Origin of the sequence: Sphingomonas sp. QA11, assembly GCF_028473665.1 — a bacterium.
Classification (GTDB): Bacteria; Pseudomonadota; Alphaproteobacteria; order Sphingomonadales; family Sphingomonadaceae; genus Sphingomonas; species Sphingomonas phytovorans.
This window is the reverse complement of the sequence record NZ_CP098774.1, coordinates 842,967-866,751: the sequence shown is the minus strand read 5'-3', so window position 1 is coordinate 866,751 and position 23,785 is coordinate 842,967. Positions and strand designations below refer to the sequence as shown.

At 64.9% G+C, this 23,785-nt stretch carries 18 protein-coding genes; 14 read left to right on the top strand and 4 right to left on the bottom strand.

The window, feature by feature from the left end:
- Positions 1-105 precede the first annotated feature (105 nt).
- Complete coding sequence (locus tag NDN01_RS04035) at positions 106-2,946, top strand: TonB-dependent receptor (protein WP_272626039.1); 2,841 nt, start codon at positions 106-108, stop codon at positions 2,944-2,946.
- A gap of 48 nt (positions 2,947-2,994) precedes the next feature.
- On the opposite strand, the gene NDN01_RS04030 is transcribed toward NDN01_RS04035, so the two are convergent.
- Complete coding sequence (locus tag NDN01_RS04030; RefSeq protein WP_272626038.1) at positions 2,995-5,328, bottom strand: TonB-dependent receptor; 2,334 nt, start codon at positions 5,326-5,328, stop codon at positions 2,995-2,997.
- A gap of 462 nt (positions 5,329-5,790) precedes the next feature.
- Between NDN01_RS04030 and NDN01_RS04025 the strand changes: the two genes are divergently transcribed.
- From NDN01_RS04025 to NDN01_RS03975, 11 genes are all read left to right on the top strand, one after another.
- The gene (locus tag NDN01_RS04025; protein ID WP_272626037.1) at positions 5,791-6,750 is read left to right on the top strand and encodes an aldo/keto reductase; all 960 of its coding nucleotides are present in this window, start codon (positions 5,791-5,793) and stop codon (positions 6,748-6,750) included.
- 29 nt (positions 6,751-6,779) lie between these two features.
- Positions 6,780-7,757 carry a TauD/TfdA dioxygenase family protein gene (locus tag NDN01_RS04020; RefSeq protein ID WP_272626036.1) on the top strand — a complete coding sequence of 326 codons (978 nt, stop codon included), beginning with the start codon at positions 6,780-6,782 and terminating at the stop codon, positions 7,755-7,757.
- A 41-nt stretch (positions 7,758-7,798) separates the two neighbouring features.
- Complete coding sequence (locus NDN01_RS04015; protein WP_272626035.1) at positions 7,799-8,845, top strand: ABC transporter substrate-binding protein; 1,047 nt, start codon at positions 7,799-7,801, stop codon at positions 8,843-8,845.
- A gap of 11 nt (positions 8,846-8,856) precedes the next feature.
- Entirely contained in the window at positions 8,857-9,717 is an 861-nt protein-coding gene (locus tag NDN01_RS04010) for an ABC transporter permease (RefSeq protein ID WP_272626034.1), read from the top strand.
- Entirely contained in the window at positions 9,714-10,460 is a 747-nt protein-coding gene (locus NDN01_RS04005; RefSeq protein ID WP_272626033.1) for an ABC transporter ATP-binding protein, read from the top strand. The genes NDN01_RS04010 and NDN01_RS04005 overlap by 4 nt, the downstream gene beginning before the upstream one ends.
- A complete protein-coding gene (locus NDN01_RS04000) occupies positions 10,457-11,851 on the top strand; it encodes an LLM class flavin-dependent oxidoreductase (protein ID WP_272626032.1) in 1,395 nt (464 codons plus the stop codon). The genes NDN01_RS04005 and NDN01_RS04000 overlap by 4 nt, the downstream gene beginning before the upstream one ends.
- The gene (locus NDN01_RS03995) at positions 11,848-12,660 is read left to right on the top strand and encodes an NADPH-dependent oxidoreductase (protein WP_272626031.1); all 813 of its coding nucleotides are present in this window, start codon (positions 11,848-11,850) and stop codon (positions 12,658-12,660) included. The genes NDN01_RS04000 and NDN01_RS03995 overlap by 4 nt, the downstream gene beginning before the upstream one ends.
- Positions 12,661-12,765: 105 nt before the next feature.
- Positions 12,766-13,578 (top strand): helix-turn-helix transcriptional regulator, encoded by an 813-nt coding sequence (locus NDN01_RS03990; protein WP_272626030.1) that lies wholly within the window; start codon positions 12,766-12,768, stop codon positions 13,576-13,578.
- Positions 13,579-13,630: 52 nt separating this feature from the next.
- Positions 13,631-15,394 carry a serine hydrolase domain-containing protein gene (locus tag NDN01_RS03985; RefSeq protein WP_272626029.1) on the top strand — a complete coding sequence of 588 codons (1,764 nt, stop codon included), beginning with the start codon at positions 13,631-13,633 and terminating at the stop codon, positions 15,392-15,394.
- Between the two features lie 87 nt (positions 15,395-15,481).
- Positions 15,482-16,423, top strand: a complete 942-nt coding sequence (locus NDN01_RS03980; RefSeq protein WP_272626028.1) for a hypothetical protein — start codon at positions 15,482-15,484, stop codon at positions 16,421-16,423.
- Between the two features lie 316 nt (positions 16,424-16,739).
- Positions 16,740-18,548, top strand: a complete 1,809-nt coding sequence (locus tag NDN01_RS03975; RefSeq protein ID WP_272626027.1) for a RiPP maturation radical SAM C-methyltransferase — start codon at positions 16,740-16,742, stop codon at positions 18,546-18,548.
- A gap of 234 nt (positions 18,549-18,782) precedes the next feature.
- Here NDN01_RS03975 and glmS read toward each other — a convergent pair whose 3' ends face one another.
- Complete coding sequence (glmS, locus tag NDN01_RS03970; protein ID WP_272626026.1) at positions 18,783-20,606, bottom strand: glutamine--fructose-6-phosphate transaminase (isomerizing); 1,824 nt, start codon at positions 20,604-20,606, stop codon at positions 18,783-18,785.
- Positions 20,607-20,763: 157 nt separating this feature from the next.
- Positions 20,764-22,068, bottom strand: coding sequence for a bifunctional N-acetylglucosamine-1-phosphate uridyltransferase/glucosamine-1-phosphate acetyltransferase (glmU, locus tag NDN01_RS03965; RefSeq protein WP_443025234.1), 1,305 nt, complete (start codon positions 22,066-22,068; stop codon positions 20,764-20,766).
- A gap of 172 nt (positions 22,069-22,240) precedes the next feature.
- Between glmU and NDN01_RS03960 the strand changes: the two genes are divergently transcribed.
- Both NDN01_RS03960 and NDN01_RS03955 read left to right on the top strand, forming a co-directional pair.
- On the top strand, positions 22,241-22,915 hold the full coding sequence (locus NDN01_RS03960; protein ID WP_272626023.1) for an HAD-IA family hydrolase: 675 nt from the start codon (positions 22,241-22,243) through the stop codon (positions 22,913-22,915).
- Positions 22,912-23,265, top strand: coding sequence for a hypothetical protein (locus NDN01_RS03955; RefSeq protein WP_272626021.1), 354 nt, complete (start codon positions 22,912-22,914; stop codon positions 23,263-23,265). Before NDN01_RS03960 ends, NDN01_RS03955 begins: the two co-directional genes overlap by 4 nt.
- A 30-nt stretch (positions 23,266-23,295) precedes the next feature.
- Here NDN01_RS03955 and NDN01_RS03950 read toward each other — a convergent pair whose 3' ends face one another.
- Complete coding sequence (locus NDN01_RS03950) at positions 23,296-23,781, bottom strand: DUF4019 domain-containing protein (protein ID WP_272626020.1); 486 nt, start codon at positions 23,779-23,781, stop codon at positions 23,296-23,298.
- Positions 23,782-23,785 lie beyond the last annotated feature (4 nt).

Genomic DNA, 23,785 nt, shown 5'->3' with positions numbered 1-23,785 from the left:
CCCTTCGGCCAGGAATGTTGTCAATCATGGGTCAATGCACCGACCGGCACATTCTTGCGACAAATGGAGTCTAGGGCTCCGACTGAGATTCGAGTTGGAGTGACCATGCGGCGTATCGGCATCCTGTTCCTGCTGGCATCGGCCAGCAACCCCGCACTCGCCGCAGCCCAGAAAGCACCGCGAGCAGCGCCGGCCCCGACGTCGGGCGCCGCGCCCGCCGGCCAGGCCGACGACCAGGCCGACACGGACGAGCCGGACATCATCGTGCGGGGACAGCGCAATCTGCCCGGCGCGGTGATCGGCGACATCCAGCCCGAGGAGCAGCTCGGTCCGGCGGACATCCGATCCTACGGAGTCAGTTCGGTTTCCGACCTGCTGGCCGAACTGACGCCGCAGACGACCAGCGGTCGTGGCAGCGGCGGGGCGCCGGTGGTGCTGCTCAACGGCAAGCGCATTTCCAGCTTCTCGGAGATTCGCGACCTGCCGACCGAAGCGATCGCGCGCGTCGACATCCTGCCCGAAGAGGTCGCGCTGAAATATGGCTATCCCGCCGACCAGAAGGTGGTGAATATCGTCCTGCGCCGCCGCTTCCGCGCGACCACCGTCGAGCTGGCCAACAAGATGCCGACCGCCGGGGGGAACAACGATACGGACGGCAAGCTCGATCTGCTCAACCTTCACGGCAATGGCCGCTTCACCCTGCATATGGAATATGAAGGGCAAACCGGGCTGACCGAAAGCCAGCGCGATATCACGCAGCAGCCAAGCCCGTTCGCGATCGGCGGCAATGTCGTCGGGCCCAAGGGTGGAGAGATCGATCCCGCGTTGAGCGCTCTCGCCGGGAGCATTGTGACGATCGCGGGCGTGCCGGCCAGCGCCGCAGGCGGCATGCCGACGCTTGGCGCCTTTGGCGCGACCGCGAATAACCCCAACACGACCAATCAAGCCGCGTATCGCAGCCTGCTGCCGACAAGCCGCGATTTCTCCGCGAACAGCGTCTATGCACGAACAATCTTCGGCAATGTCTCGGCAACGCTGAACGGCCGGGTGGAATATACCGACGGCGTCCGGCTCAACGGCCTGCCGACCGCTTCGTTCGACTTGCCCGCCGGCAACCCCTTCTCGCCCTTCGCCAACGACGTGGTCGTCGACCGGGTGCTGGACGGGTATTTGCCGATCGCGCAGCGCAGTTCCACGCTCACCACGCATCTCGGCACCACGTTCAACGGCAATATCGGGCCGAAATGGCGCTGGTCGCTGACCGGCAACTACGATCACAGCGATACAAGGACCTTCACCGACACCGGCCTCGACATTTCGGATTTCCAGGCGCGGATCAATGCCGGGGACCCCACCGCCAACCCGTTCGGTCCGCTGGAGAGGTTCGGCGCGAGCCCGGCCAACCGCGCCTATGCCATCTCCAACGACGCCGGACTCGACGCGCTGTTCAACGGGCCGTTGTTCAAGCTGCCTGCCGGCGACATCTCGACCAGCATCCGGGTGGGTGGCGACATGAGCAGCTTCGATAGCCGATCCTATCGACTTAGCGGGGACCAGGTCGGTTCGGTGTCGCGCGATACGGTCAGCGGCCAGCTCAATCTCGACGTGCCGATCGCGAGCAAGGCGAACAATTTCCTGCCGTTCCTCGGCAAGCTCTCGGCCAATTTCAACATCGCCGAGAATCATCTCTCCGACTTCGGCACGCTCCAGACCCTGGGCTATGGCGCGAACTGGACGCCGATCGACGCGATCCGTTTCATCGTGTCGCATACCGACCAGGAACAGGCGCCGAGCGCTCAGCAACTCGGCAATCCGGTGATCACGACGCCGAACGTGCGCGTGTTCGACTATATCCAGGGCACCACCGCCAACATCACCTCGCTGACCGGCGGCAATACCGGGCTGATCGCCAGCAACAACCATGTGACCAAGCTGGGCCTGACCCTGAAGCCCTGGTCCGAAAAGGACATCAGCTTCACCGCCAATTACGTGACCAGCCGGACCGAGAACCCGATCGCCGCCTTCCCGACCGCGACGGCGGCGATCGAGGCTGCGTTCCCGAGCCGCTTCACGCGCGACGCGTCGGGAATGCTGACCCGGATCGATATGCGGCCGATCAACTTCGCCGAAAGCAGCCGGTCTCAGCTGCGCTGGGGCATCAACTTCTCCAAGCCGCTCAAATCCAAGATCCAGAAGGAACTGGAAGCGTTCCGTGCCGGCACCGGACCGAACCCGTTCGCGGGGATGCAGCCGCCAGGCGGCTTCCGGCGGCGCGGCGGCGGCGATACCACGCCGGACGGCAGCGCACGGAACGGCGGCACGCCCGCGGGACAGGGCGATGGCGGCGAGAACCGGGGCGGTCAGGCCAGCGGCGGTGCCGGTGACGGCGGGCCGCGCCAGGGTGGTGGCTTCGGCGGGCGCGGCGGCGGATTTGGCGGCCGCGGCGGTGGCCAGGGCGGCGGGCGGCTGAACTTCGCGCTCTACCACACATGGCATTTCAAGGAGGAAGTGCTGGTCCAGAATGGCGGACCGCGGCTCGACCTGCTCAACGGCGACGCGATCGGCAGCAGCGGCGGCCAGTCCCGCCATGAATTCGAGGCGCAGGCAGGATATACGAATAACGGCCTGGGCTTCCGGTTCTCGGGCAATTACCGCACCGGCACCGAGGTCAATGGCGGGACGCCCGGTGCACCCCAGTCGCTCAACTTTTCAGGCCTTGGCACGCTCGACCTGCGGCTGTTCGCCGATTTCGGGCAGCGGCTCGACCTGGTCAAGAAACACCCCTGGCTGCGCGGCACTCGCCTGACGATCGGCGTGACCAATATCTTCGACGGCAAGCAGCGCGTGACCGATGCGAACGGCGTGACGCCGGTCAGCTACCAACCCGATTATCTCGACCCGCTGGGGCGGAGCGTGCGGATCAGCCTCCGGAAGCTGTTCTTCTGACGGCTTGGCGTGGCCGGGGGGACTTCCCGGCCACCTCCCCTCCCTGGCTCAGAAATTCACGCGGAAGGTCGCCCCCGCGGTACGCGGCGTGCCGAGTTGGCCGGCATAGGCAAAAGGCGAGGTGCCGACGATCGCGGTGGTCGACAGGTTCTGGAAATACTTCTTGTCGAAGGCGTTGTTGAGCCACGCGGAGAGGTCGTAGCGCCCATCGCGGAACGACGCGCCGAGGCGGAGATTGACCAGGCTGTAGGGATCGATCCGGCTGTACGGGCCGGCATCGGCCGTGCCGAAGGTGCTCGACCGATAGCTGTACTGGGCGATCGCATAGGGTCGCACGCCGCCGGCAAGCTGGATGTGATAGTCGATCGACGCATTGGCGACCCATTTCGGCGCCTGGAACAGCGGCTTTCCGGTGAGATCGCAGACCCCGGTCACGCCGACGGGGCATGGCGCGTTGGCATAGCTCTTGTACTTCGCGTCGTTGTAGGAACCGTTACCGTCGATCGTCAGGTTGTTCGTCAGTTTCAGCGACGCATCCACCTCGACGCCACGCGACCGCACATCGCCGACATTGGCGAGATAGGAACGGTTGCCGTTGGTGGGAACGATATTGGCCTGAAGACCGGAAAGATCAGTCGAGAAGGCGCTGATGTTGAGGGTCAGGCGCCGGTCGAAAAGCTGGCTCTTGAGGCCCAGTTCCCAGTTGCGCACCTTTTCCGGCTCAAGCACCAGCGGCGTCCCCGCCGAAACCGCCGAATTGAGGTTGAGGCCCGACCCCTTGTAGCCGGTCGAATAGGATCCATAGACCAGTATGTCGGGCGTGATCTTGTACGCGATGCTGGCGAGATAGGAAACGTTATCGCCCGTCACCGACACGTTGTAATGGAACGGGATGGAGGTCGCAGGGTTCGGCGTCCCCACAAGTGAGGTGTCGGACCGGCCCCAGCGCTTGTCGTGGGTATAACGGATGCCTGCGGTGAGCGTCAGCCGATCGGTGATCGAATAATTCGCCTGTCCGAAAGCCGCGACGCTGTCGACGGTAGTGCGGACATCGTCGAGATATTGCGAGCCCGGGGCGATATTGATCGCGGCAGCGGCCGGATTCGCGAGGCGGGCATAGGTGGTGTAGAAGTTGCTGGCGTCATAGCCGAACTGGTTGAGGATGAAATGATCGCGCAGCACCTGGTGGAACAGATAGGCGCCGACCTGCCAGTTGAACCGCCCCGGCCGTGACGCCAGCCTGATCTCCTGCGAAAGCTGGTCGTCCTTCGTCTGGGCGACATTGACCTGGATGACGTCGAGCGGCGTGCCGTCGCTGTCCTGCAACGGGTTGAAGTGCCAGTAGCGCCAGGCGCTGATCGAAGTCAGGGTGACCGGCCCCAGATCCCAGTCGGCTTGCAGCGACACGCCTTTCTGGTCGGTCTTCATATTCTGGATCGAATTGTTCTGGGTGTAATCGAGGCTCGGCCTGGGCACGTAGCCGAGCGCCGCCAGGGTCTGGAGCGTGCGACCAGTCGTCGCGCTCAGGCTGGCCGGCAACACCAGCTTCGTGGCGCTGACGCAGCAGGTGTCGTCCTCGATCGAATAGTCGCCGATCAGCCGCAGCGTGAGATTGCTGGCGGGCGTCGCGAGAAGCTGGACGCGCGCGCCGCTGCGCCCGACGCTGTTGGCGGCGACGCCGGTCTTGATATTGTCGAGCACGCCGTCGCGGTGGGTGTTGAAGCCGGTCACACGAAAGGCGAGCAGCCCGTCGATCAGCGGCCCGGTGACACTCACGCGTTCCTGATTGTAATTATAGGTCCCGCCCGAAATCTCGGCCGTGCCCTTGAACTCGAACTCCGGGCCGCGGGTCGTGATGTTGAGCACGCCGGCCGAATTGTTGCGCCCGAACAGCGTGCCCTGCGGGCCGCGCAGCACCTCGACCCGGTCGATGTCGATCAGATCGGCCAGCGCCATGCCAGGGCGGCCGAGATAGACCCCGTCGATATAGACACCCACCGACGTATCGAGCCCGTCCGAGGCGGAGGAAACGCCTATACCGCGAATGCCGATCGAGGAATTGCGCGGATTCGAATTATAGGCGGTGAGGCTCGGCGTCTGGAATTGCACGTCGCTGAGCGTGTAGCCGCCCTTGCGTTCGAGCGTCGCGCCCGACACCACCGACAGGGCGATCGGTACGTCCTGCGCTCGCTCCGAGGTACGGCGCGCGGTCACCACGACATCCCCGCCCTCGTCCACGGCCACGGCGGCGTCCTCCGCCACCGCCCCGACGTTCCTGGCGACCGCGCCATCGGGTGCGGGATCATGGGCAAGGGCTGGCCGGCCAAGACCAGCGCCCGCGGCGATCGTCGACAGCAGCATTGCGCGATGGAATCTGTTCATTTCGGCCTCCCTTGACCTTTGCGATACGTCAGCGGTCGATCGGTCGCGGCTCCCCCTCTCCAGGGCGGCCGGGCGCAGGCGAGCACCTTCTGACAATATGCTGGCTGCGCATTGCGGGGTTGCCCGATCCCTCCGATCGAGAGCGCAACGCTGATTCCAAATTCCCATCGAGTCAATGGGAATTCAATCTTCGCCGTCCCCAAGATTTTCTGAAGCGGGCTCTTTTTGCCGTCAGGGACGGACACTTTAACACGACAATAAATACTGTTTTAGCAGTGTTTTATCTAGGCTTTTGCTCCTGTTTTACGGCGCGCGCGAACGCCGCCGTCGGGCAAAAGGTTCCCTCATTAAATTCCCACTATATCAGTATGGATTCTAGCGCCGAGGAAAGATATTCTACGTTCGCCGATCGCCAGCATGGGCGCAGTTTCCGCCCGCAACCATTCGTTCGGGAACACACCCATGCCGAGTATCGGAAAGCTTGAAGTCAGCCGTCAGGGCTTTGGTGCGATGGGGCTGTCGCATACCTATGGCCAGGCCGACGACGCGAGATCGATCGCAACCCTGCACCGCGCCATCAGTCTCGGCGTGACCTTCTTCGACACCGCCACGGGCTATGGCGCGGGGCATAATGAGGAACTGCTGGGCAAGGCGCTCGCCGATCGGGGCGATGGCCTGATCATCGCCAGCAAATTCGTCCATCGGCCCAATGGCGGCGGTGCGGCGGTGGCGCCGATCAAGGCCCGCGACGCCGTCGAGGCAAGCCTGACCCGGCTCGGCCTCGACCATATCGATCTCTATTACCTCCACCGGGTCGATCCCGATATTCTGATCGAGGACTCGGTCGGCGAGCTGGGCCGGCTGGTGGACGAAGGCAAGATCGGCGGCGTCGGCGTTTCCGAAGCATCGGCCGACGGAGTCCGCCGGGCGCATGCGACCTATCCCCTCACCGCGCTGCAGAGCGAATATTCACTGTGGACCCGTGACGTCGAGGTCGAGATCCTGCCAACCGTCCGTGAGCTCGGTATCGGCTTCGTCGCGTACAGCCCGCTCGGGCGCGGCTTCCTGGCGGGCGCCGAGGTGAGCGATCCCGACGACCGCCGCCGCCAGCATCCCCGCTTCCAGCCGGACGCCGTCGCGGCAAACAGCCTGCGCCGCGCGACGATCGAACAGGTGGCGAAGCGGGTCGGCGCGAGCGTGGCGCAGGTGAGCCTCGCCTGGGTGCTGTCCAAGGGTGTCGTGCCGATCCCCGGGACTCGCCACATCGAGCATCTCGAATCCAACTGGGCGGCCAACCACCTCGAGCTCGATGCCGACTCGCTCGACGCACTCGAGGCTGCCTTCCCGCGCGGCGCGACCGCCGGCGCCCGCTATCCGGCGGAAGCGCTCAAGCTCGTCCCGGCCGAGCCCGTCGCCGCCTGATTTCCCCTTTCCGGCTGAAGGAGCCAGATATGAACGCCGTCACCGCGCTTCGCCCCGATACCAATCGCGACCGCTTCACTTATGACCACATCACCGTCGAGCCGGTGACGCCCACGATCGGCGCCGAAATCTCCGGCATCGACCTGCGCGAGCCGATCACGCCCGAACTCGCCGCCGACATCCAGCGTGCGCTGCACGACTGGCGCGTGGTGTTTTTCCGCGACCAGGACATCAGCAACGAGCAGCTCAAGGCGTTCGGCCGGGCATTCGGACCGCTGACGCCCGCCCATCCGATCGCCGAGGGGCTTGAGGACCATCCCGAGATCTGGGAGCGCTCGGTCGCCGAATATCGCACGCGGCGCGAGCGCAATACCGCCCTGCCGCCCGGTCGCGAGCCGCCGCGCGACTATAAGGGCTGGCATATCGACATCACCTTCGTCGCCAACCCCAACCGCTATTCGATCCTGCATGGCGTCGAGATCCCGCCCTATGGCGGCGATACGCTCTTCACAAACCTGATCGCCGCCTATGAGGGGCTGTCGGCGCCGGTCCGCGGCCTGATCGACGGGTTGCAGGCAGTGCACCGCACCACCGACTATGACGGCGGCACCCGCGAGCCGCGTCGCGACGGACGCACCAAGGGGCCGTTCGTCGCGCTGCATCCGCTGGTCCGCATTCATCCCGAGACCGGCGAGAAGCTGCTGTTCCTCAATCCCGGTACGATCAGCCATATCGTCGGGCTGAAGGAGCCGGAGAGCAAGGCGCTGCTCGACCTGCTGTTCTACGAGGCAACCCGGCCCGAATATCAGGTCCGCTTTCACTGGCGGCCCAAATCGCTGGTGGTGTGGGACAACCAGGCGGTCGCCCATGCCGGGCCGATCGACTACGCCCAGTTCGATCTGGCGCGCGCGGTTCGCCGCATCACCGTCGCCGGCGAGCTTACCCGTGGCCCCGACGGCTTCGTGTCGCAACAGCTCGAAGGCGAGCTGTTCAACGTGCTCGGCTGATGCCGGCCGCGGCTGGATCGAAGCCATGGGGCGCCGTCGCTATGGCCGCGTTCGTCGCGGTCACGATCGGCCTGCTGGTGCTGTTCGCCCCCAACCGCCAGGCGAAGGCGGCGGGCGGGCTCGCGCTGTCCGCCGCCCTGCCCGACACCGTTCCGGACGGCACCGTGCTGACGGTCGGCGATCCGGTGACCGAATGGGTGGTCAGGCATAATGGCTGGGACAAAGACCTGAAGTTCAGGATCAAATGGGTCCAGATCACCGGCGGGCCCGACGTGACCGAGGCGTTCCATGCCAGGGCGCTCGATGTCGGGCTGGGCGCCAACGTGCCGCCGATCCATGCGACCTGGGTCGGCCTAGCGGTGAAGATCATCGCCACCGCCTATCGGCGCGATCCGCTGGACCACCCCGCCTTCGTGCTGGGCATCGCGCCCAAGGCGAATATCCGGACGATTGCGGACCTGCGCGGCAAAAGGATCGCGATCAGCCCGAGCCAGGTACAGGGGCAGATCGTCCTCCAGACGCTGAAGGCAGCGGGAATCGCGAAGAGCGAGGTGACACTGGTCGAACTGCCGTCGAGCATCGGCGGCGACGTCTATACCAGCGCGCTGGCCAGCAACGCCGTCGACATGGCGCCGATCGGCGGAGGCATCGTGGCCGAGCGGTATCTGCGCAAATATGGCGACGACGGCGCCACCATCCTGAAGCATCCCGGTTTCCGCGACGACCCGATCTTTGCCTATGTACCGGTGGAGGTGCTGGAAAATCCCGCAAAGGCCGCCGCGCTGAAGCAGTTCGTGGCGCTATGGGGCCGCGCATGGGCATGGCGGCTCGCGCATCCCGAGGAACTGGCGCGCGGCTATTATGTCGGCGAGCAGGGCCTGAAGCCGGAAGATGCACGGCTGATTGTCACCGCGGCGGGCAGGCCCGACATCCCGGCCGAGTGGGCCGACGCGATCCGGTACCAGCAGGCATCGATCGATATCCTCGCGCCCGAACTCGGCAATCCGCGCTTCGAGGCCGACACCCTGTTCGACCCCCGTTTCGAAGCACTTGCCGCGGACGGATTCTCCCGCGCCAGTCCCAAATGACCGGAGATGTCATGAACGCTCCCTTCCCCCAATTGGTCGTCGCCTCGCCCAGGCATTTCGTCCAGACACAGGTTACGCCGAGCCAGCAGCCGGGCCTGCGCCGGCTTGGCCTTGGCGCGCCGCTCGCCTGGGGCTGGATCCTGGGGCCGGGACTGCTGCTGCTCTACTGGTCGGTGCTGTCGGCGACCGGCTGGCTCGATCCGCGCGTGCTGCCGGCGCCCTGGACCGCGGTCGAGACGGCGATCGAGCTGCTCCGCGACGGGCGGCTGCAAGACAACCTCGCCGTGTCGGCCTGGCGCGCGGGACAGGGACTGGTCTTCGGCACGACCATCGGGGTCGTGCTCGCCTTGCTGTCGGGCCTGACCCTGCTCGGCGGCTATGTGATCGACGGGCTGGTGCAGTTGAAGCGCGGGATTCCGGTTCTGGCGCTGATCCCGTTCATGGTGCTGTGGTTCGGCGTCGGCGAAGGCATGAAGGTGACGGTGATCGCCGTCACGGTATTCGCCCCCGTCTATATCCAGACCCATACGGCGCTTCGTGCGATCGACCTGAAGCAGGTCGAGCTGGCCGAGACGCTTGAACTCAGCCGCTGGGGCTTCATCCGCCATGTCGTGCTGCCCGGGGCGCTGCCGGGCCTGCTCACCGGCCTGCGATTCGGCGTGACCGCGTCTTGGCTCGCGCTGGTCGTGGTCGAGCAGCTGAATGCGACGAGCGGGATCGGGTACATGATCACTCTCGCGCGCAACTATGCGCAGACCGACATCATGCTGGTCGGGCTTGTCGTCTACGCCCTGCTCGGCCTGACATCGGATGCGGTGGTGCGGCTGATCCAGCAGCGGGCGCTCCGCTGGCGCCGGACGCTCGCGTCGTGAGCCCCGTCGTCCAGGTTCGCAGCCTGGTCCGCCGTTTCACCCGAAAGGGTGTGCTCGACGGCATCGACCTCGACATCGCCGCCGGCGAGTTCGTCGCGCTGCTCGGCCGAAGCGGATCGGGCAAGAGCACTTTGCTCCGCGCGCTGGCCGGGCTGGATCATGAGGCGGAGGGGACAGGCACGATCCTGGTGCCGGAACGTCTTTCGGTGGTATTTCAGGATGCGCGGCTGTTGCCGTGGAAGCGCGTGCTCGACAATGTCCTGCTCGGCCTGACCGGCGCCGACCGGCAGGCGCGCGGGCTCAAGGCTCTGGACGAAGTCGGGTTGGCAGGGCGCGAGAATAGCTGGCCCTATGAGCTTTCCGGCGGCGAGCAGCAACGGGTCGCCCTGGCGCGATCGCTGGTACGCGGGCCAGCGCTGCTGCTGGCCGACGAACCGTTCGGGGCGCTCGATGCGCTGACCCGTATCCGCATGCACGCGCTGCTTCGGCGCCTGTCCGAGGTCTATAGTCCCGCCGTCCTGCTCGTCACGCACGACGTCGACGAGGCAATCGAGCTGGCTGACCGCGTCGTCGTGCTCGATGACGGCAAGATCGTCGCCGACATCCGCGTGGCCCTGCCCTCCGACGGCATCGCGCGGCGCGAACGGACAGCGGCGCTCCAGCACGAACTGCTCGGCCTGCTCGGCGTCGCGGTCGATGCAGCCACCTCCCCCTATGCCCGCAGCGAAAGGATCCCGGCATGACCCCAGATCGGAACCCCAAAGATCGCAAGCCCTTGGATCGCAAACTTCGTCTCGGTGCCTTTCTTCAAGCGACCGGCCATCATGTCTCCGCTTGGCTTCACCCGGATACCGACGCCGATGCGGGGCATAATCTGGAGCATTACAAAGGGCTCGCGCGGACCGCGGAGCGCGGCAAGTTCGACCTGGTGTTCGTCGCGGACAGCCCCGGCGGCTATGCCGATTTCACCGATGAGGCGACATTCCGTCAGAATGCCAAGGCGGCGCATTTCGAGCCAGTGACTTTGTGGGCGGCGTTATCGCAGGTCACCGAGCGGCTGGGGTTCGTCGCCACCTCGACCACGACCTATGAGGACCCGTACACCACCGCCCGGAAATTCGCGTCGCTCGACTGGATCACCGGCGGGCGGGCGGCATGGAATGTGGTGACTACCGGCGCTGACGTGTCGGCCAATTTCAGCCGCACCGAGCATCTCGAACATTCGAAGCGCTATGAGCGGGCCGAGGAATATATCGATGTCGTGAAGGGCCTGTGGGACAGTTACGAGGATGATGCGTTCGTCCGCGACCGTGCGGCGGGGGTGTTCCTCGACACAGAGAAATTCCATGTGCTCGGCCATCAGGGCGAGCATTTCCAGGTGCGCGGGCCGCTCAACATCGCTCGGCCGCCGCAGGGCTATCCGGTGATCGTGCAGGCCGGCGCGTCCGAACCAGGGCGCGAGCTGGCGGCACGGACGGCAGAGGTGATCTTCACCGCGAACCTGCTGCTTGAGGATGCGCAGGAATTTTATGCCGATGTGAAGGCGCGGCTTGGGAAATATGGGCGGCGGCGCGAGGATCTGCTGGTGATGCCGGGCATCTTCGCGGTGCTGGGCGGTACCGAGGCCGAGGCGCAGGCGAAATATGAGGAGTTGCAGTCGCTGGTCCACCCGGCGGTCGCCTGGGGCATATTGAACCGGCATTATCAGGGCGTCGACCTGTCGAGCTACACGCTCGACGACATCGCGCCGCCGCTGCCAGGCGACACCAATGGCAGCAAGAGCCGGCTGAAGCTCGTATCCGACCTGGTCGAGCGCGAGCGGCCCACGCTGCGCCAGCTCTATCGCCAGGTCTCCACGGCACGCGGCCACCTGACCACGGTCGGCACCCCCGAACAGGTCGCCGACCTAATCCAGACATGGTTCCAGACCGGCGCTGCCGATGGCTTCAACGTGATGCCGCCGACCCTCCCGACCGGGCTGACCGACTTTGTCGATCATGTCGTGCCGATTCTGCAGCGCCGCGGGCTGTTCCGCGAGGAATATGAAGGGCGGACGCTGCGCGAGAATCTGGGCCTGAGGCGACCGGAGAACAGTTTCGCCGGGCGCACCGCCGCAGTGGCCGAGGCGTCGTGAGCGAGGCGGCCCTGAAGGCGCGCTATCGCCATGACGACAGCGTGGCGATCCACCGCAACGCCGCGATCGACCTGCTGATCGAGCACCGATCGGTGCGGGCCTATCTGCCCGATCCCTTGCCCGAGGGGACGATCGAAACGCTTGTCGCGGCGGCGCAATCGGCCGCCTCCTCGTCCAACCTGCAGGTCTGGAGCGTGGTCGCCGTACAGGATCCGGAGCGCAAGGCGCGGCTGGCGGCACTGGCGGGATCGCAAAAGCATATCGTGGAAGCGCCACTGCTGCTCGTCTGGCTGATCGATTTCGACCGGCTGACTCAGCTGGCGATTACGCGCGGCGTGCCGGCCGAGGCGCTTGATTACACCGAAACCTTCCTGCTCGGATCAGTCGACACCTCGCTGGCGGCGCAGAACGCCGTCGTCGCCCTGGAATCCCTCGGGCTGGGTTCAGTCTATATCGGCGGTATCCGCAACCACCCTGCCAAGGTCGCCGCTGAGCTCGGCCTGCCGCCCAGGATGTTTCCGCTGTTCGGCCTGGTGGTCGGCAAACCCGATCCGGCACGCCCCGCATCGATCAAGCCCCGCCTGCCCCAGTCATCAGTGCTGTTCCACGAGACCTATGCCTGGACCGACCGGCAGCATGACAGTGCCCATGCCTATGATGACCGTCTCCGGGCTTTCCAGCGGGAGCAGGGAATGGCCGAGCGCGGCTGGACCGAACTGGCCGGGGACCGAACGCGCGGGCCGCAATCGATGGCGGGGCGCCATGTGTTGCGGACGGTGCTGGGCGATCTGGGTTTCGCGCTCCGCTAGAATCGCAAAGGCCGGTCGTCGCGCTTTCGTGCCCGTTCCACGCTTGTTATCCAGGTATTACAGACAGGGCAGCGCGGCTCAGTGGTCGCCGCATGGAGACTCGGCTTGCCAATTCGACGCGCGCGGCACGAGTTCTGGGGCTCGGGCCCCGCATATCGCGAAGCCGCCGGTTTCACCTTCCACCGCCTCGACGCGACCGCGCCCGAGGAAGAGGTGGAGACCCACACCCATGACGAGGCGCATTTCGTGCTGGTGCTCGCCGGCCGATACATGTCGTCAGCCGCCGGCGCCCCTCTCGCCTCGACCACGCCGCTGCTAGTGTACAACCCGGCCGGCACCACGCATCGCGATCGCTTCTATCGCGGCCAGGGAAGTTTTCTTGCGGTGTCCGGCGGGCCGGCTGCCGACGAAGGGCGCGCGATCACGCTACTCGATCCCTATGCGATCTGGACAGCCCACTGCCTTGCCCGGGAGATGGCCGATATGGCGTTGTCGCCGATCGGACTCGACGGACGGGCGCATCAACTGGTCGCCAGCGTGCAAGCGCCGACGTCTGACGAAGCCTCCGCCGCGGCGGGCCCTCCGTCCTGGCTGCGCCGCGTGTTCGAGATGAGCTTCTCGGAAGACCGGGCCGATCTGAGCGTCGCCGACCTGGCCAGCGAAGCCGGCGTGCATCCCGTTCACCTGGCCCGCGTGTTCAAACGCTATCTCGCCTGCTCGCCCGGAGAATATCTGCGCGGACGGCGGCTTGAGCGGGCGGCGGCGATGCTGGGCGCGTCGCCCACGTCGCTGGCCGATATCGCCTGCGCCACCGGCTTTTCGGACCAGGCGCATTTCAACCGCGCCTTTCGTTCCGCCTTTTGCAACACGCCAAGCGGATGGCGCCGGGAACGCGATGTTGCGCGGATACAAGACTGAGGCGGGGCCCTTGTTACAGGAGATCAGGCGATATCCCCGATCGGAACCCTTCATGTCCCTGTTCAAGAACGCCGCCACCATCGCGATCGCCGCAGGGCTGATCATCGCCCCCACCCCTGCCGCCCCCCCGGCTTCCGGGCAAGCGAGCGATTTGAACGGATTGTGGCAGGCGAAGAAGCGTTTCGGGCCTGATATCCGTGGCGAACTGACCATCGTACGCGATGGCAAGTCCTGGCGCGCTGAACTCGCCGGCCGCCGCGCGACCGTCACCGCCGACGGCAACACCATCACCTTTACCCTGCCGAACGGCGAGGGCAGTTTTCGCGGCTCCCCGATCGACAGTGGCAATCGCATCCACGGCCATTGGTTGCAGCAACGCACCGTGACCAGCGGCACGGCGTATCTGACGCCAGTCGATCTCGTCGCGCGGGGCCCCGGTCTGTGGCGGGGTGAGGTCAGTCCACTGGACGACAATTTCACGCTGATTCTCAAGATCGATGCCGACCCCGATGGCGGTGCCCGCGTTTTCCTGCGCAACCCGGATCGCAACATCGGCCGGTTCCTCAACCTGCAGCATATCACGCGCGACGGGGACAAGGTCACGCTGCTCGGCAAGCCCGACGGCGCGGAGAAGGAGGTGCCGATCACCGGCGGCACCTACAATGCCGACGACGACGTGCTGTCGATCTTCATCCCCGGGCGTGGCGACACTTATGATTTCAGGCGCGCGGGCGACGACAGCGATTTCTATCCCCGGCCCGGCAAGGCGCCCTATGTCTATCGCGCGCCGCTGGCGCGGAGCGACGGCTGGCCGGTGACGACGCTCGATGCAGTCGGAATCGCGCGGCCGGCGATCGAGCGGTTCGTCCAGATGCTGATCGATACGCCGATGGATTCAGTGCACGCGCAGGACATTCACGGCGTGCTGATAGCCCGGCACGGCAAGCTGGTGCTGGAGGAATATTTCCACGGGCAGGACGGCACGCAACTGCACGACACACGGTCAGCGGCGAAGAGCATGACCTCCGTGCTGATCGGTGCCGCGATCGAGAACGGCGCCAGGTTGAGCCCCGCGACGCCGGTGTACGGCATGATGGGCGGCGGAAGCTTCCCGTCCGGCCTGGAACCGCGGAAGCGCGCGATGACGCTGGAGCATCTGATGACCATGTCTTCCGGCTTTCACTGCGACGACCGCGACCCCAAGGCACCGGGCAATGAGGATGTGATGCAGAACCAGGAAGCGCAGCCGGACTGGTATCGCTATGCGCTCGACCTGCCGATGGCGACGGCCCCGGGCGACGTGGCGATCTATTGCAGCACCAACCCCAATTTGGCCGGCGGCGTGCTGGCCAAAGCGACCGGCATCAGGCTGGAGGACAGTTTCGACAGGCTGATCGCCCGCCCGATGCAGTTCGGGCGCTATGCGCTCAACGTGCAGCCGACCGGGCAGCCCTATATGGGCGGCGGTGCGCAGTTCATCCCGCGCGACTTCATGAAGCTTGGCCAGATGATGCTCGACGGCGGTGTCTGGCATGGCCGCCGCATTGTGAGCGCGGCATGGGCCAAGCGATCAACCGCCCCGATCCGCGCGATGCGCGGCCTTCACTATGGCTATTTCTGGTGGGGCATCGACCTGCCCTACAAGGGGAAGACACTGCCGGCCTATTATGCGGCGGGCAATGGCGGGCAGGTCGTGATGGTCGTGCCGGCGCTCGACCTAGTGGTCGCGATTTTCGGCGGCAATTACAGCGACAAGGTGATGTACGTGCCGCAGGAAATCTACACGCCGAAATATATCCTGCCGGCCGTCGACTGAGCCTGGCCCGCGAAAATTGCTCCCATAAATTCTGTTGCCTGCATCGCCGATGTGCATCAAGCGCTTCGCAGGATGCGGGAGAAGGCCATGCGGACGCGTATCATATCCGGGTTGTTGGCGCTGGTCTGTTCCTGCGCCAGCCTTCCGGCCTTCGCGGCACCATGGTGGTATGTCGGGCACGATGCCGATCGCGTTACCTTCGTCGAGGCGAGCTCCATCGAACGGGCCGGCGACACGGTGACCTATTGGTCGAGGGAGGTCGCCGGAAAAGGCGGCCGGGTCATCGAAACGCGCCGTCTCTACATGCAGAGCGATTGCCGCAAGCACCAGTCGGGCTGGATGGGGATCGAACGGCACGATCCCGCCGACCGCAAGATCGATACATCCACCCGTCCCCGGGCGACGCTCGAGGACATATCCCCCGACGACAGGGTAGCGACGGGCGAACTGGCGTTTGTCTGTGCATCGGAAACCGGTCGCGCCGGTCTCGTCGCCTTTCCGATAGCAATCGACGACATCGCCTTCGCCAGGGCGCTGTGGGCATCGAATGGCGAGCCCGCCCGGGCGCTGCACGACCAGATGGCAGCCAATCCGGCCGTACCCGTCATCCGGTCGACAGCGCCGGCGACCGCGAGTTTCGGCGCGGCCCAGATCGCCCGGACGGGCGACGCCTTAGTGCCGCCGCGCGATTACAGCGTGGGGCCCGTGATACCTGACCCAAGCGCCTATTCGCCGAACGAGGTGGGCCGGATATATGACATCGCCTATCAGGGCATCCGGAAGGGCGAGCTCCAGTTCGAGGTACGCGGCTATTCGATTTCCGACCTCGTCCACCCCGGCAGTGGCCAGATCGAAACCTTCCCTGTCGGTGTCAAACAGGCCCATGTCAGGGACATTCTGGTGACGATCACATCAGCCAGCGCCGACAAGCTTGCCTACAGTGTGCGGATCGAGCACCCGGAACCACCCGAAGCCCCCTGCACATCGGCGGATTGCCTTGTCGTCTCGACCGCAGAGGCACCACAATAAAGACGAGGCAATCGCGCTGCCCGTGCAGCTACCGGCCTATCCGACCTGTCTCATCGCGCTGCCCACCAAGACCAGTATCGCCTTCCGTGCCGACGTAAACGGCCGGCACAAGTTCAAGCGCGGCTGGCGTTCCGGGCAATAAATGCCCCAGACTATCCCGATGCAGCAAGATCGGGTGCAGTTTTTCTCAAGCAGTGCCTCGCATACGCCTAAAGTATATGGCCCGGGGCCAATGATGATTGCCGAAAGGCAGGGGCAGTCGTACAGGATCAGGGGCCTCGCGATGAAACGGCCGTTCTTGGGAGGAACGAGGAAATTGGAAACGGAAACCGACCTCTGTATTGTCGTACCGGCGTTCGATACGCTGAATCTGACACCCCTCGGCACCTCCGTTCTGATCGCGGCCTGCCGGCAGCGGGGTTTCCGGGTCGGGGCGGTCTATGCCAGCGTGTTGATGGGAGCGCGCATCGGCTACGAACTCTACGAGACGATTTGCGGCACGTTGGTGCGCAAGCAGCCGGGCGAGTATATTTTCAAGCCGCACGCGTATCCGCCTGAGACCCTCGCGCGCATTCCCGAAGGCATCGAGCACCCGAAAATGCTCGATCTGATCGCGAGCGTCGCGCCTGCCGTCGGACCCCATCTTGACGAAGTCGTGCAGGCGATCGCCGCCAAGAAGCCGCGCATCGTCGGCATCACCAACATGTTCCAGCAGAACATGTCGGCGTTCGCCATTGCGCGGCGAGTGCGCGCCGCCCTGCCCGACGCGCTGATCGTGATGGGCGGCGCCAACGTCACCGGCGTGATGGCGAAAGCGCTCGCGCCGATATTCGATTGTGTCGATTATTTCTTCGACGGCGAGGCGGATGTCGCCTTTCCAGATTTCTGCGAAGCCTATCTGCGCAGGGGCGAGCGCCCTGCCGGGCGAATCGTCGAGTGCGCGCCGCTGCAGAACATGGCCGATTCGCCTGACGCCGATTTCTCCGACTTCATCGCCGCGTTGCGAGAGCAGCAGGACGCCGGACGACTGCCGCCGGAGCTTCCGGGGTATGTGACATATGAGTCGTCGCGCGGCTGCTGGTGGGGCGCCAAGCATCATTGCATCTTCTGCGGCCTCAACCAGGCAAGCATGAATTTCCGCGAGAAGGGGTCCGAGCGGGTTGTGCGGGAGCTTACCGCGCTCGACGAGAGATGGGACGGCCGACCGATCCGCACGGCCGACAACATCATCCCGAATTCCTATTTCGCGACTGTGCTGCCTCAGCTGGCTGCCATGCCCCACCCGCCGAAATTGTTCTACGAGGTGAAGGCGAACCTCAAGGAAGAGCAAGTGGCCCTGATGCGCACGGCCGGTGTCTACAGCATCCAGCCGGGTGTCGAATCCTTGTCGACACCGGTCCTGAAATTGATGCGCAAGGGCGTTTCGGCGCACCAGAACATCATGCTGTTGCGAAGCAGCGCCAAGCACGGCATGCGCGCCGGCTGGAACCTGATCTACGGTTTCCCGGGCGAGACTCAGCAGAATTATCGCGACATGCTCGCAATCTTTCCCGCGCTCGTGCATTTCCGGCCGCCCGACGGCATATCCGAAATCATGATCGACCGGTTCAGCCCGAATTTCGACGATCACGAGCGCCTGGGCATTCCCGAGATCAAACCGTTCGAGATCTATCGGGGCCTCTATCCGTCAGACGCGCCTCTCGACGAGATCGCCTATCATTTTGACGGCATCTACACGACCGAGTTCCTCTCGGACACGGCGCTGGTGAAAGAGTTTCGCGACAGCGTGGATCATTGGAAGCACTTGTGGCTGCGTGCGCAGCGTCCACTTCTGCTTCTGGAAACGAAGGCGAGCGGTGGCGGCGTCGTCATCGATACCAGGCCCATCGCGCGCGAGGCGCTCTCCGTGCTTTCTCCCGCAGCGGTCAACGCTCTGGCTCAGCTGGAGCGCCCCCGCCCACGCGAGGGCCTGCCCGAGGCAGTGGCCGAGCATCTCGATTTCCTTCTTCAGCGGCGTTATGTCATCGACCACGAGAACCTGCTGCTGAGCGTGGTGGTTCGCCGGGCATCAGCGGAGCCGAACCGAGCGCGCGTTCCCATGATGGCCGAAGCCTCGTCGTTGTAAACCTAATCGACAGCGCCAGCGGGGGCTGTGCCGGCGCGTCGCTGTAACCGCCGCCGAGGTTATTCGAGGCCTGTCTTCTACCTTCCCCGGCGAAGGCCGGGGTCCAGTCAGGAAAGTCGATGTAACGACGCGCAACCCTATCCAAAGGCGTCTCCCCACTGGACCCCGGCCTTCGCCGGGAAGCAGGGGAGGGGAAGCAGTGGATTCGCCCAAATCCTCTCGAGACGAGAGCAGCTATTCGACCGTCACCGACTTCGCCAGGTTGCGCGGCTGGTCGACATCAGTGCCCTTGGCCACGGCGACATGGTACGCCAGCAGCTGCACCGGCACCGCATAGACCAGAGGCGCGATCAGCGGGTGGACCTTGGGCATCTCGATCGTGGCGATGGTGTTCTCGCCTGCCTGGGCGATGCCATCCGCATCGGAGATCAGCACGACCTGCGCGCCGCGCGCCTGCGCCTCCTGCATGTTGCTCACCGTCTTGTCGAACAATGGGCCGGAGGGCGCGATGACGATCAGCGGGACCTGATCGTCGATCAAGGCGATCGGGCCGTGCTTCATCTCGCCCGAGGCATAGCCTTCGGCGTGGATGTAGCTGATTTCCTTGAGCTTCAGCGCACCCTCCAGCGCCATCGGATAGTCAGGGCCGCGGCCGAGATAAAGCACGTCGCGCGCGGCAGCGATCTTCGGTGCCATCGCCTCGATCTCAGCATCATGGCTGAGCGCATGATTCATCGCCTCCGGCACCGCGCGCAGATGGGCAACGATCTCGCGCTCCATCTCATGAGTCAGCCTGCCCTTGGCGCGGGCGAGGTTGATCGAGAGCGCGGCCATCACGGCGAGCTGGCAGGTGAAGGCCTTGGTCGAGGCGACGCCGATCTCCGGGCCGGCATGAGTCGGCAGCAGCAGATCGACCTCGCGCGCCATCGAGCTGGTCGGCACGTTGATGATGCCCGCCGTCGTCAGACCCGCCGCCTTCATGTGGCGCAGCGCCGCCAGCGTGTCGGCGGTCTCGCCCGATTGCGAGATGACGATGCCGAGCATGTCGGGACTGAGGACGGGATCGCGGTAGCGGAACTCGGACGCGACATCGACCTCGACCTGGACCCGGGCGAACTGCTCGATCCAGTATTTGCCGATCATGCCGACATAGGAGGCAGTGCCGCAGGCGACGATGGCGACTCGCTCGACCGAACCGAGGTCGAACTCCATGTCGGGCAGCGCGACCATTTCCTCGATCGGGCGGAGATAGGAGCGCAGGGTCTGGGCCACGACCACCGGCTGCTCGTAAATCTCCTTGAGCATGAAGTGGCGGTGGTTGCCCTTGTCCATCAACTGGCCCGAGGCGCCGGAATTGACGATGGGGCGCGTGACCGGATTATTCTCCCGATCATAAACCTGGATACCCTCGCGCTTCACGACAGCCCAGTCGCCCTCTTCGAGATAGGCGATACGCTGAGTCAGCGGCGCGAGCGCGAGCGCGTCGGAGCCCAGATAATTCTCGCCATCGCCATAGCCGACGGTGAGCGGCGCACCGAGCCGGGCGCCAATCAGAAGATCGGGTTCGGACTTGAACATCACGCCGAGCGCGAAGGCGCCATGGAGGCGCGGCAGCACGTTCGCCACCGCCTCGCGCGGGGCAAAACCGCGGGCAAGCTCGCGGTCGATCAGGTGAGCCACAACCTCGGTGTCGGTCTGGCTTTTGAACTCACGCCCTTCGGCGATCAGTTCGTCACGGAGCGGCTTGAAATTCTCGATGATGCCGTTGTGGACCAGCACCACGTCGCCGACGATATGCGGATGAGCGTTGTCGACGGTCGGAGCGCCGTGCGTCGCCCAACGGGTATGCGCGATGCCGCTGTCGCCCGGGAGCGGATCCTTCGCCAGCTCCGCGGCGAGATTGATCAGCTTGCCCGGCGCGCGGCGACGATCGAACTCGCCGTCATGCACGGTGCAGATGCCGGCTGAATCATAGCCGCGATATTCGAGACGCTTGAGGCCGTCGAGTAGCCGATCGGCAACAGGGCCTTTGCCGAGAATTCCAACGATACCGCACATAGCTTGCAATCTCCCCCCTCCCTGGAAGGGAGGGGCTTGGGGTGGGTCAGCGGCGCCAGAGGCTCGATACCCCCGGCGGCGCTTTTTACGGTGAGGGTGGAAGGCTCGCTGCGCTCGCTACCCACCCCCTGCCCCTCTCTTCAGGGAGGGGAGAAAATCATTTCTTCGTGGCCTTCTCCGCCGCCATCACGTCGCGAAAGCGCCTGGCGCGGCCGGGCCTGGCCTCCTGCTTGCTCCGAGCGATCGCCAGCGCATCCGCCTCGACGTCCCTCGTGATAACCGAACCGGCGGCGACCATCGCCCCCGCGCCGATCGTGACCGGCGCGACCAGGGCGCTGTTCGATCCGATGAAGGCGCCCTCGCCGATCACGGTCCTGTATTTGAAATAGCCATCATAATTGCAGGTGATCGTGCCAGCGCCGATGTTCGCGCCCGCGCCGACCTCCGCATCGCCCAGATAGGTAAGGTGGCTGGCCTTTGCACCGGGGCCAAGCACCGCCTTCTTCATCTCGACGAAATTGCCGACCTTCGCCTTCTCGCCCATCACCGCGCCGGGGCGCAGGCGGGCAAACGGACCAACCTCCGCCTTGGGTCCGACCGTCGCGCCTTCGACATGGCTGAAGCCGTGGATCACCGCGCCGTCCGCCACGCTGACACCGGGACCGAAAAAGACATTGGGTTCGATCACGACGTCGCGACCGATCCGCGTATCATAGGCGAACCACACGGTTTCGGGCGCGATCAGGGTTGCCCCTTCAGCCATGGCGCGCGCGCGCCGACCGTGCTGCCAGCTCGCCTCCACCACCGCCAGTTCGCCGCGGCTGTTGACGCCCGCGACCTCGACCGCATCGGTCTCGATCACTGCGGAAGAACGGCCATCCTCGGCCGCGAGCATCACGATATCGGGCAGGTAGAATTCGCCGGCGGCGTTATCATTGCCCACCCGGGCGAGCAGCGCGAACATATCCTCGCCGCGCACCGCCATCAGGCCCGAGTTGCAGAGCGTCTCAGCGCGTTCCCCGGGGGTCGCATCCTTATATTCGACCATCTTCACGATACGCCCGTCGCCATCGGCGATCACCCGGCCATAGGCAGCGGAATCGACCGGGCGGAAACCGAGCACGACCGTGGCAGGCTTATCTACACCGTGCAGGCGCTCCAGCATGCGCGCCATGGTGGCGCTGGTGACAAGCGGCACATCGCCATAAAGGATCAGGATATCACCGACGAAGCCGCCCATCGCCTCTTCGGCCTGGTGTACCGCGTGGCCGGTGCCGAGCTGTTCGCCCTGCACGACGGTCATCACGCCAAGCGGGGACACCGCTGCCTCGACCTGCTCGCGCCCGGCGCCAGTCACCACGACGGTGCGTTCGGGTTCCAGCGCCGACACACTGTCGATCAGGTGAAGCAGCATGGGCCGCCCCGCGATCGGGTGGAGCACCTTGTGCAGGTCGGATTTCATGCGCGTGCCCTTGCCGGCGGCAAGGATGATCGCTGCGACAGGTCGATTGGTCACGGTGCCTGAAACCTACTCCGATCGAGCCGGGGACTAGCGGAAAAAACGTCCCGATACGGAAAGGCAGTGCCATGATTGTCTTGCCAATTCCATAGCCCGGCTGGCAGGCGAACATGCCATGACGACATTTTCATTCGATATTGTCGGTTTCGACCTGGACGGGACCTTCCTCGACACGATCGGGGACCTGAGCGCGGCGGTGAACCACACGCTGGCCGAGGCCGGACGAGAGCCGCTGACGATCGAGCAGGTCAAGCCGATGGTCGGCGCAGGCGCCAAGGTGATGCTGGAGCGCACCCTGGCGGCGACCGGCGGCTGCACCGAGGAGGAATTCCGGCGGCTCTACAAGCTGCTGCTCGGATATTACGAGGCACATATCGCGGTGGAGAGCCGCCCCTTTCCCGGCGCGGTCGCCGCGGTCGAAGCGCTCAGGGCGATGGGCGTGAAGACGGCGATCGTGACCAACAAGTTCGAAGGGCTGGCGGAAAAGCTGCTGGGCGAGCTGGGCCTGCGCGACCGGTTCGACACGCTGATCGGCGGCGACACCATGGGCAAGGGCTTCGCCAAGCCGCATCGTGCACCGATCGACGAGATGATCCGGCGGCTCGGCGGCGGCCGTGCGGCCTTTGTCGGCGATTCGATCTATGACGTCATGGCGGCGAAGAACGCCGGCGTGCCGAGCATCGCCGTCAGCTTCGGCTTCCTGTTGCAGCCAGTCGAGGAGCTAGGCGCGGACCGGATAATCGATCACTATGATTCGCTGATTCCTACTCTCGAAGGCATGTCCGTTTGACCTATCGCACGCTGGCGGCCAGGACCGCCTTCTGGGCCGCTCTGTTGTTTGCGGTCGTCATGGCGGTCCTGCCTCATCCCCCGCACACCCCGATCGACCAGTTCGGCGACAAGTTCGAACATATGCTGGCATTCGGCGTGCTCGCCGCGCTTGCCGCCATCGGCTACGCAAAGGTTCCGCTGCTACGCATCGCCGAGCGGCTGTCCTTCCTCGGCGCGCTGATCGAAGTGGCGCAGTCGATTCCCTCGCTGCACCGCGACTGCGACATCATGGACTGGGTAGCCGACACGGCCAGCGTCATCGTGGTGCTGTCTATCGTCGCGCTGGTCCGTCGCATCTTCCGGCGATAGCGGTCGAGCGCCGCGACTATCGATTCGTTATCAGTTGATCATCATTGCGGCAGAATTGATGTTGTACCCGGCCAGCCTCGCCTGCCCATCGGCAATCTTGTAGACAAAGGTCTCGATCGCCTCACCCCGCATATAGCTCGTGGCATAGTTCAAGGTGATGAAATGGCCGCCGGTATTTACCTGGTCGTTCCAGCCCTTCCGTTCCGCCTTCTTCACCGTGCCGAGCTTGCGGTGGACGGCCTCAAGCAGCGCCGTCAGCTTGGGTTCAGTGGCCGCCGCCTTCATTTCGGCAGCGGAAGCCTGATAAATCTGGGCGTTCTGGCCATTGTCTAGCATTGCGTGAAACCGACCCACTGCTTTTTCGGCAACGGGAATATCCTCGCCAGCGGAGCACCCGGCCAGACCAAGCAGCAAAGCCGCAACGATGATTCTCTTCATGCGCGCCCCTCTTTTCCGAACCCGATGCTGACGTATCGCCCGCGAGGAAACAATCGGTTTTTCCGTTACTTCATCCATGAAG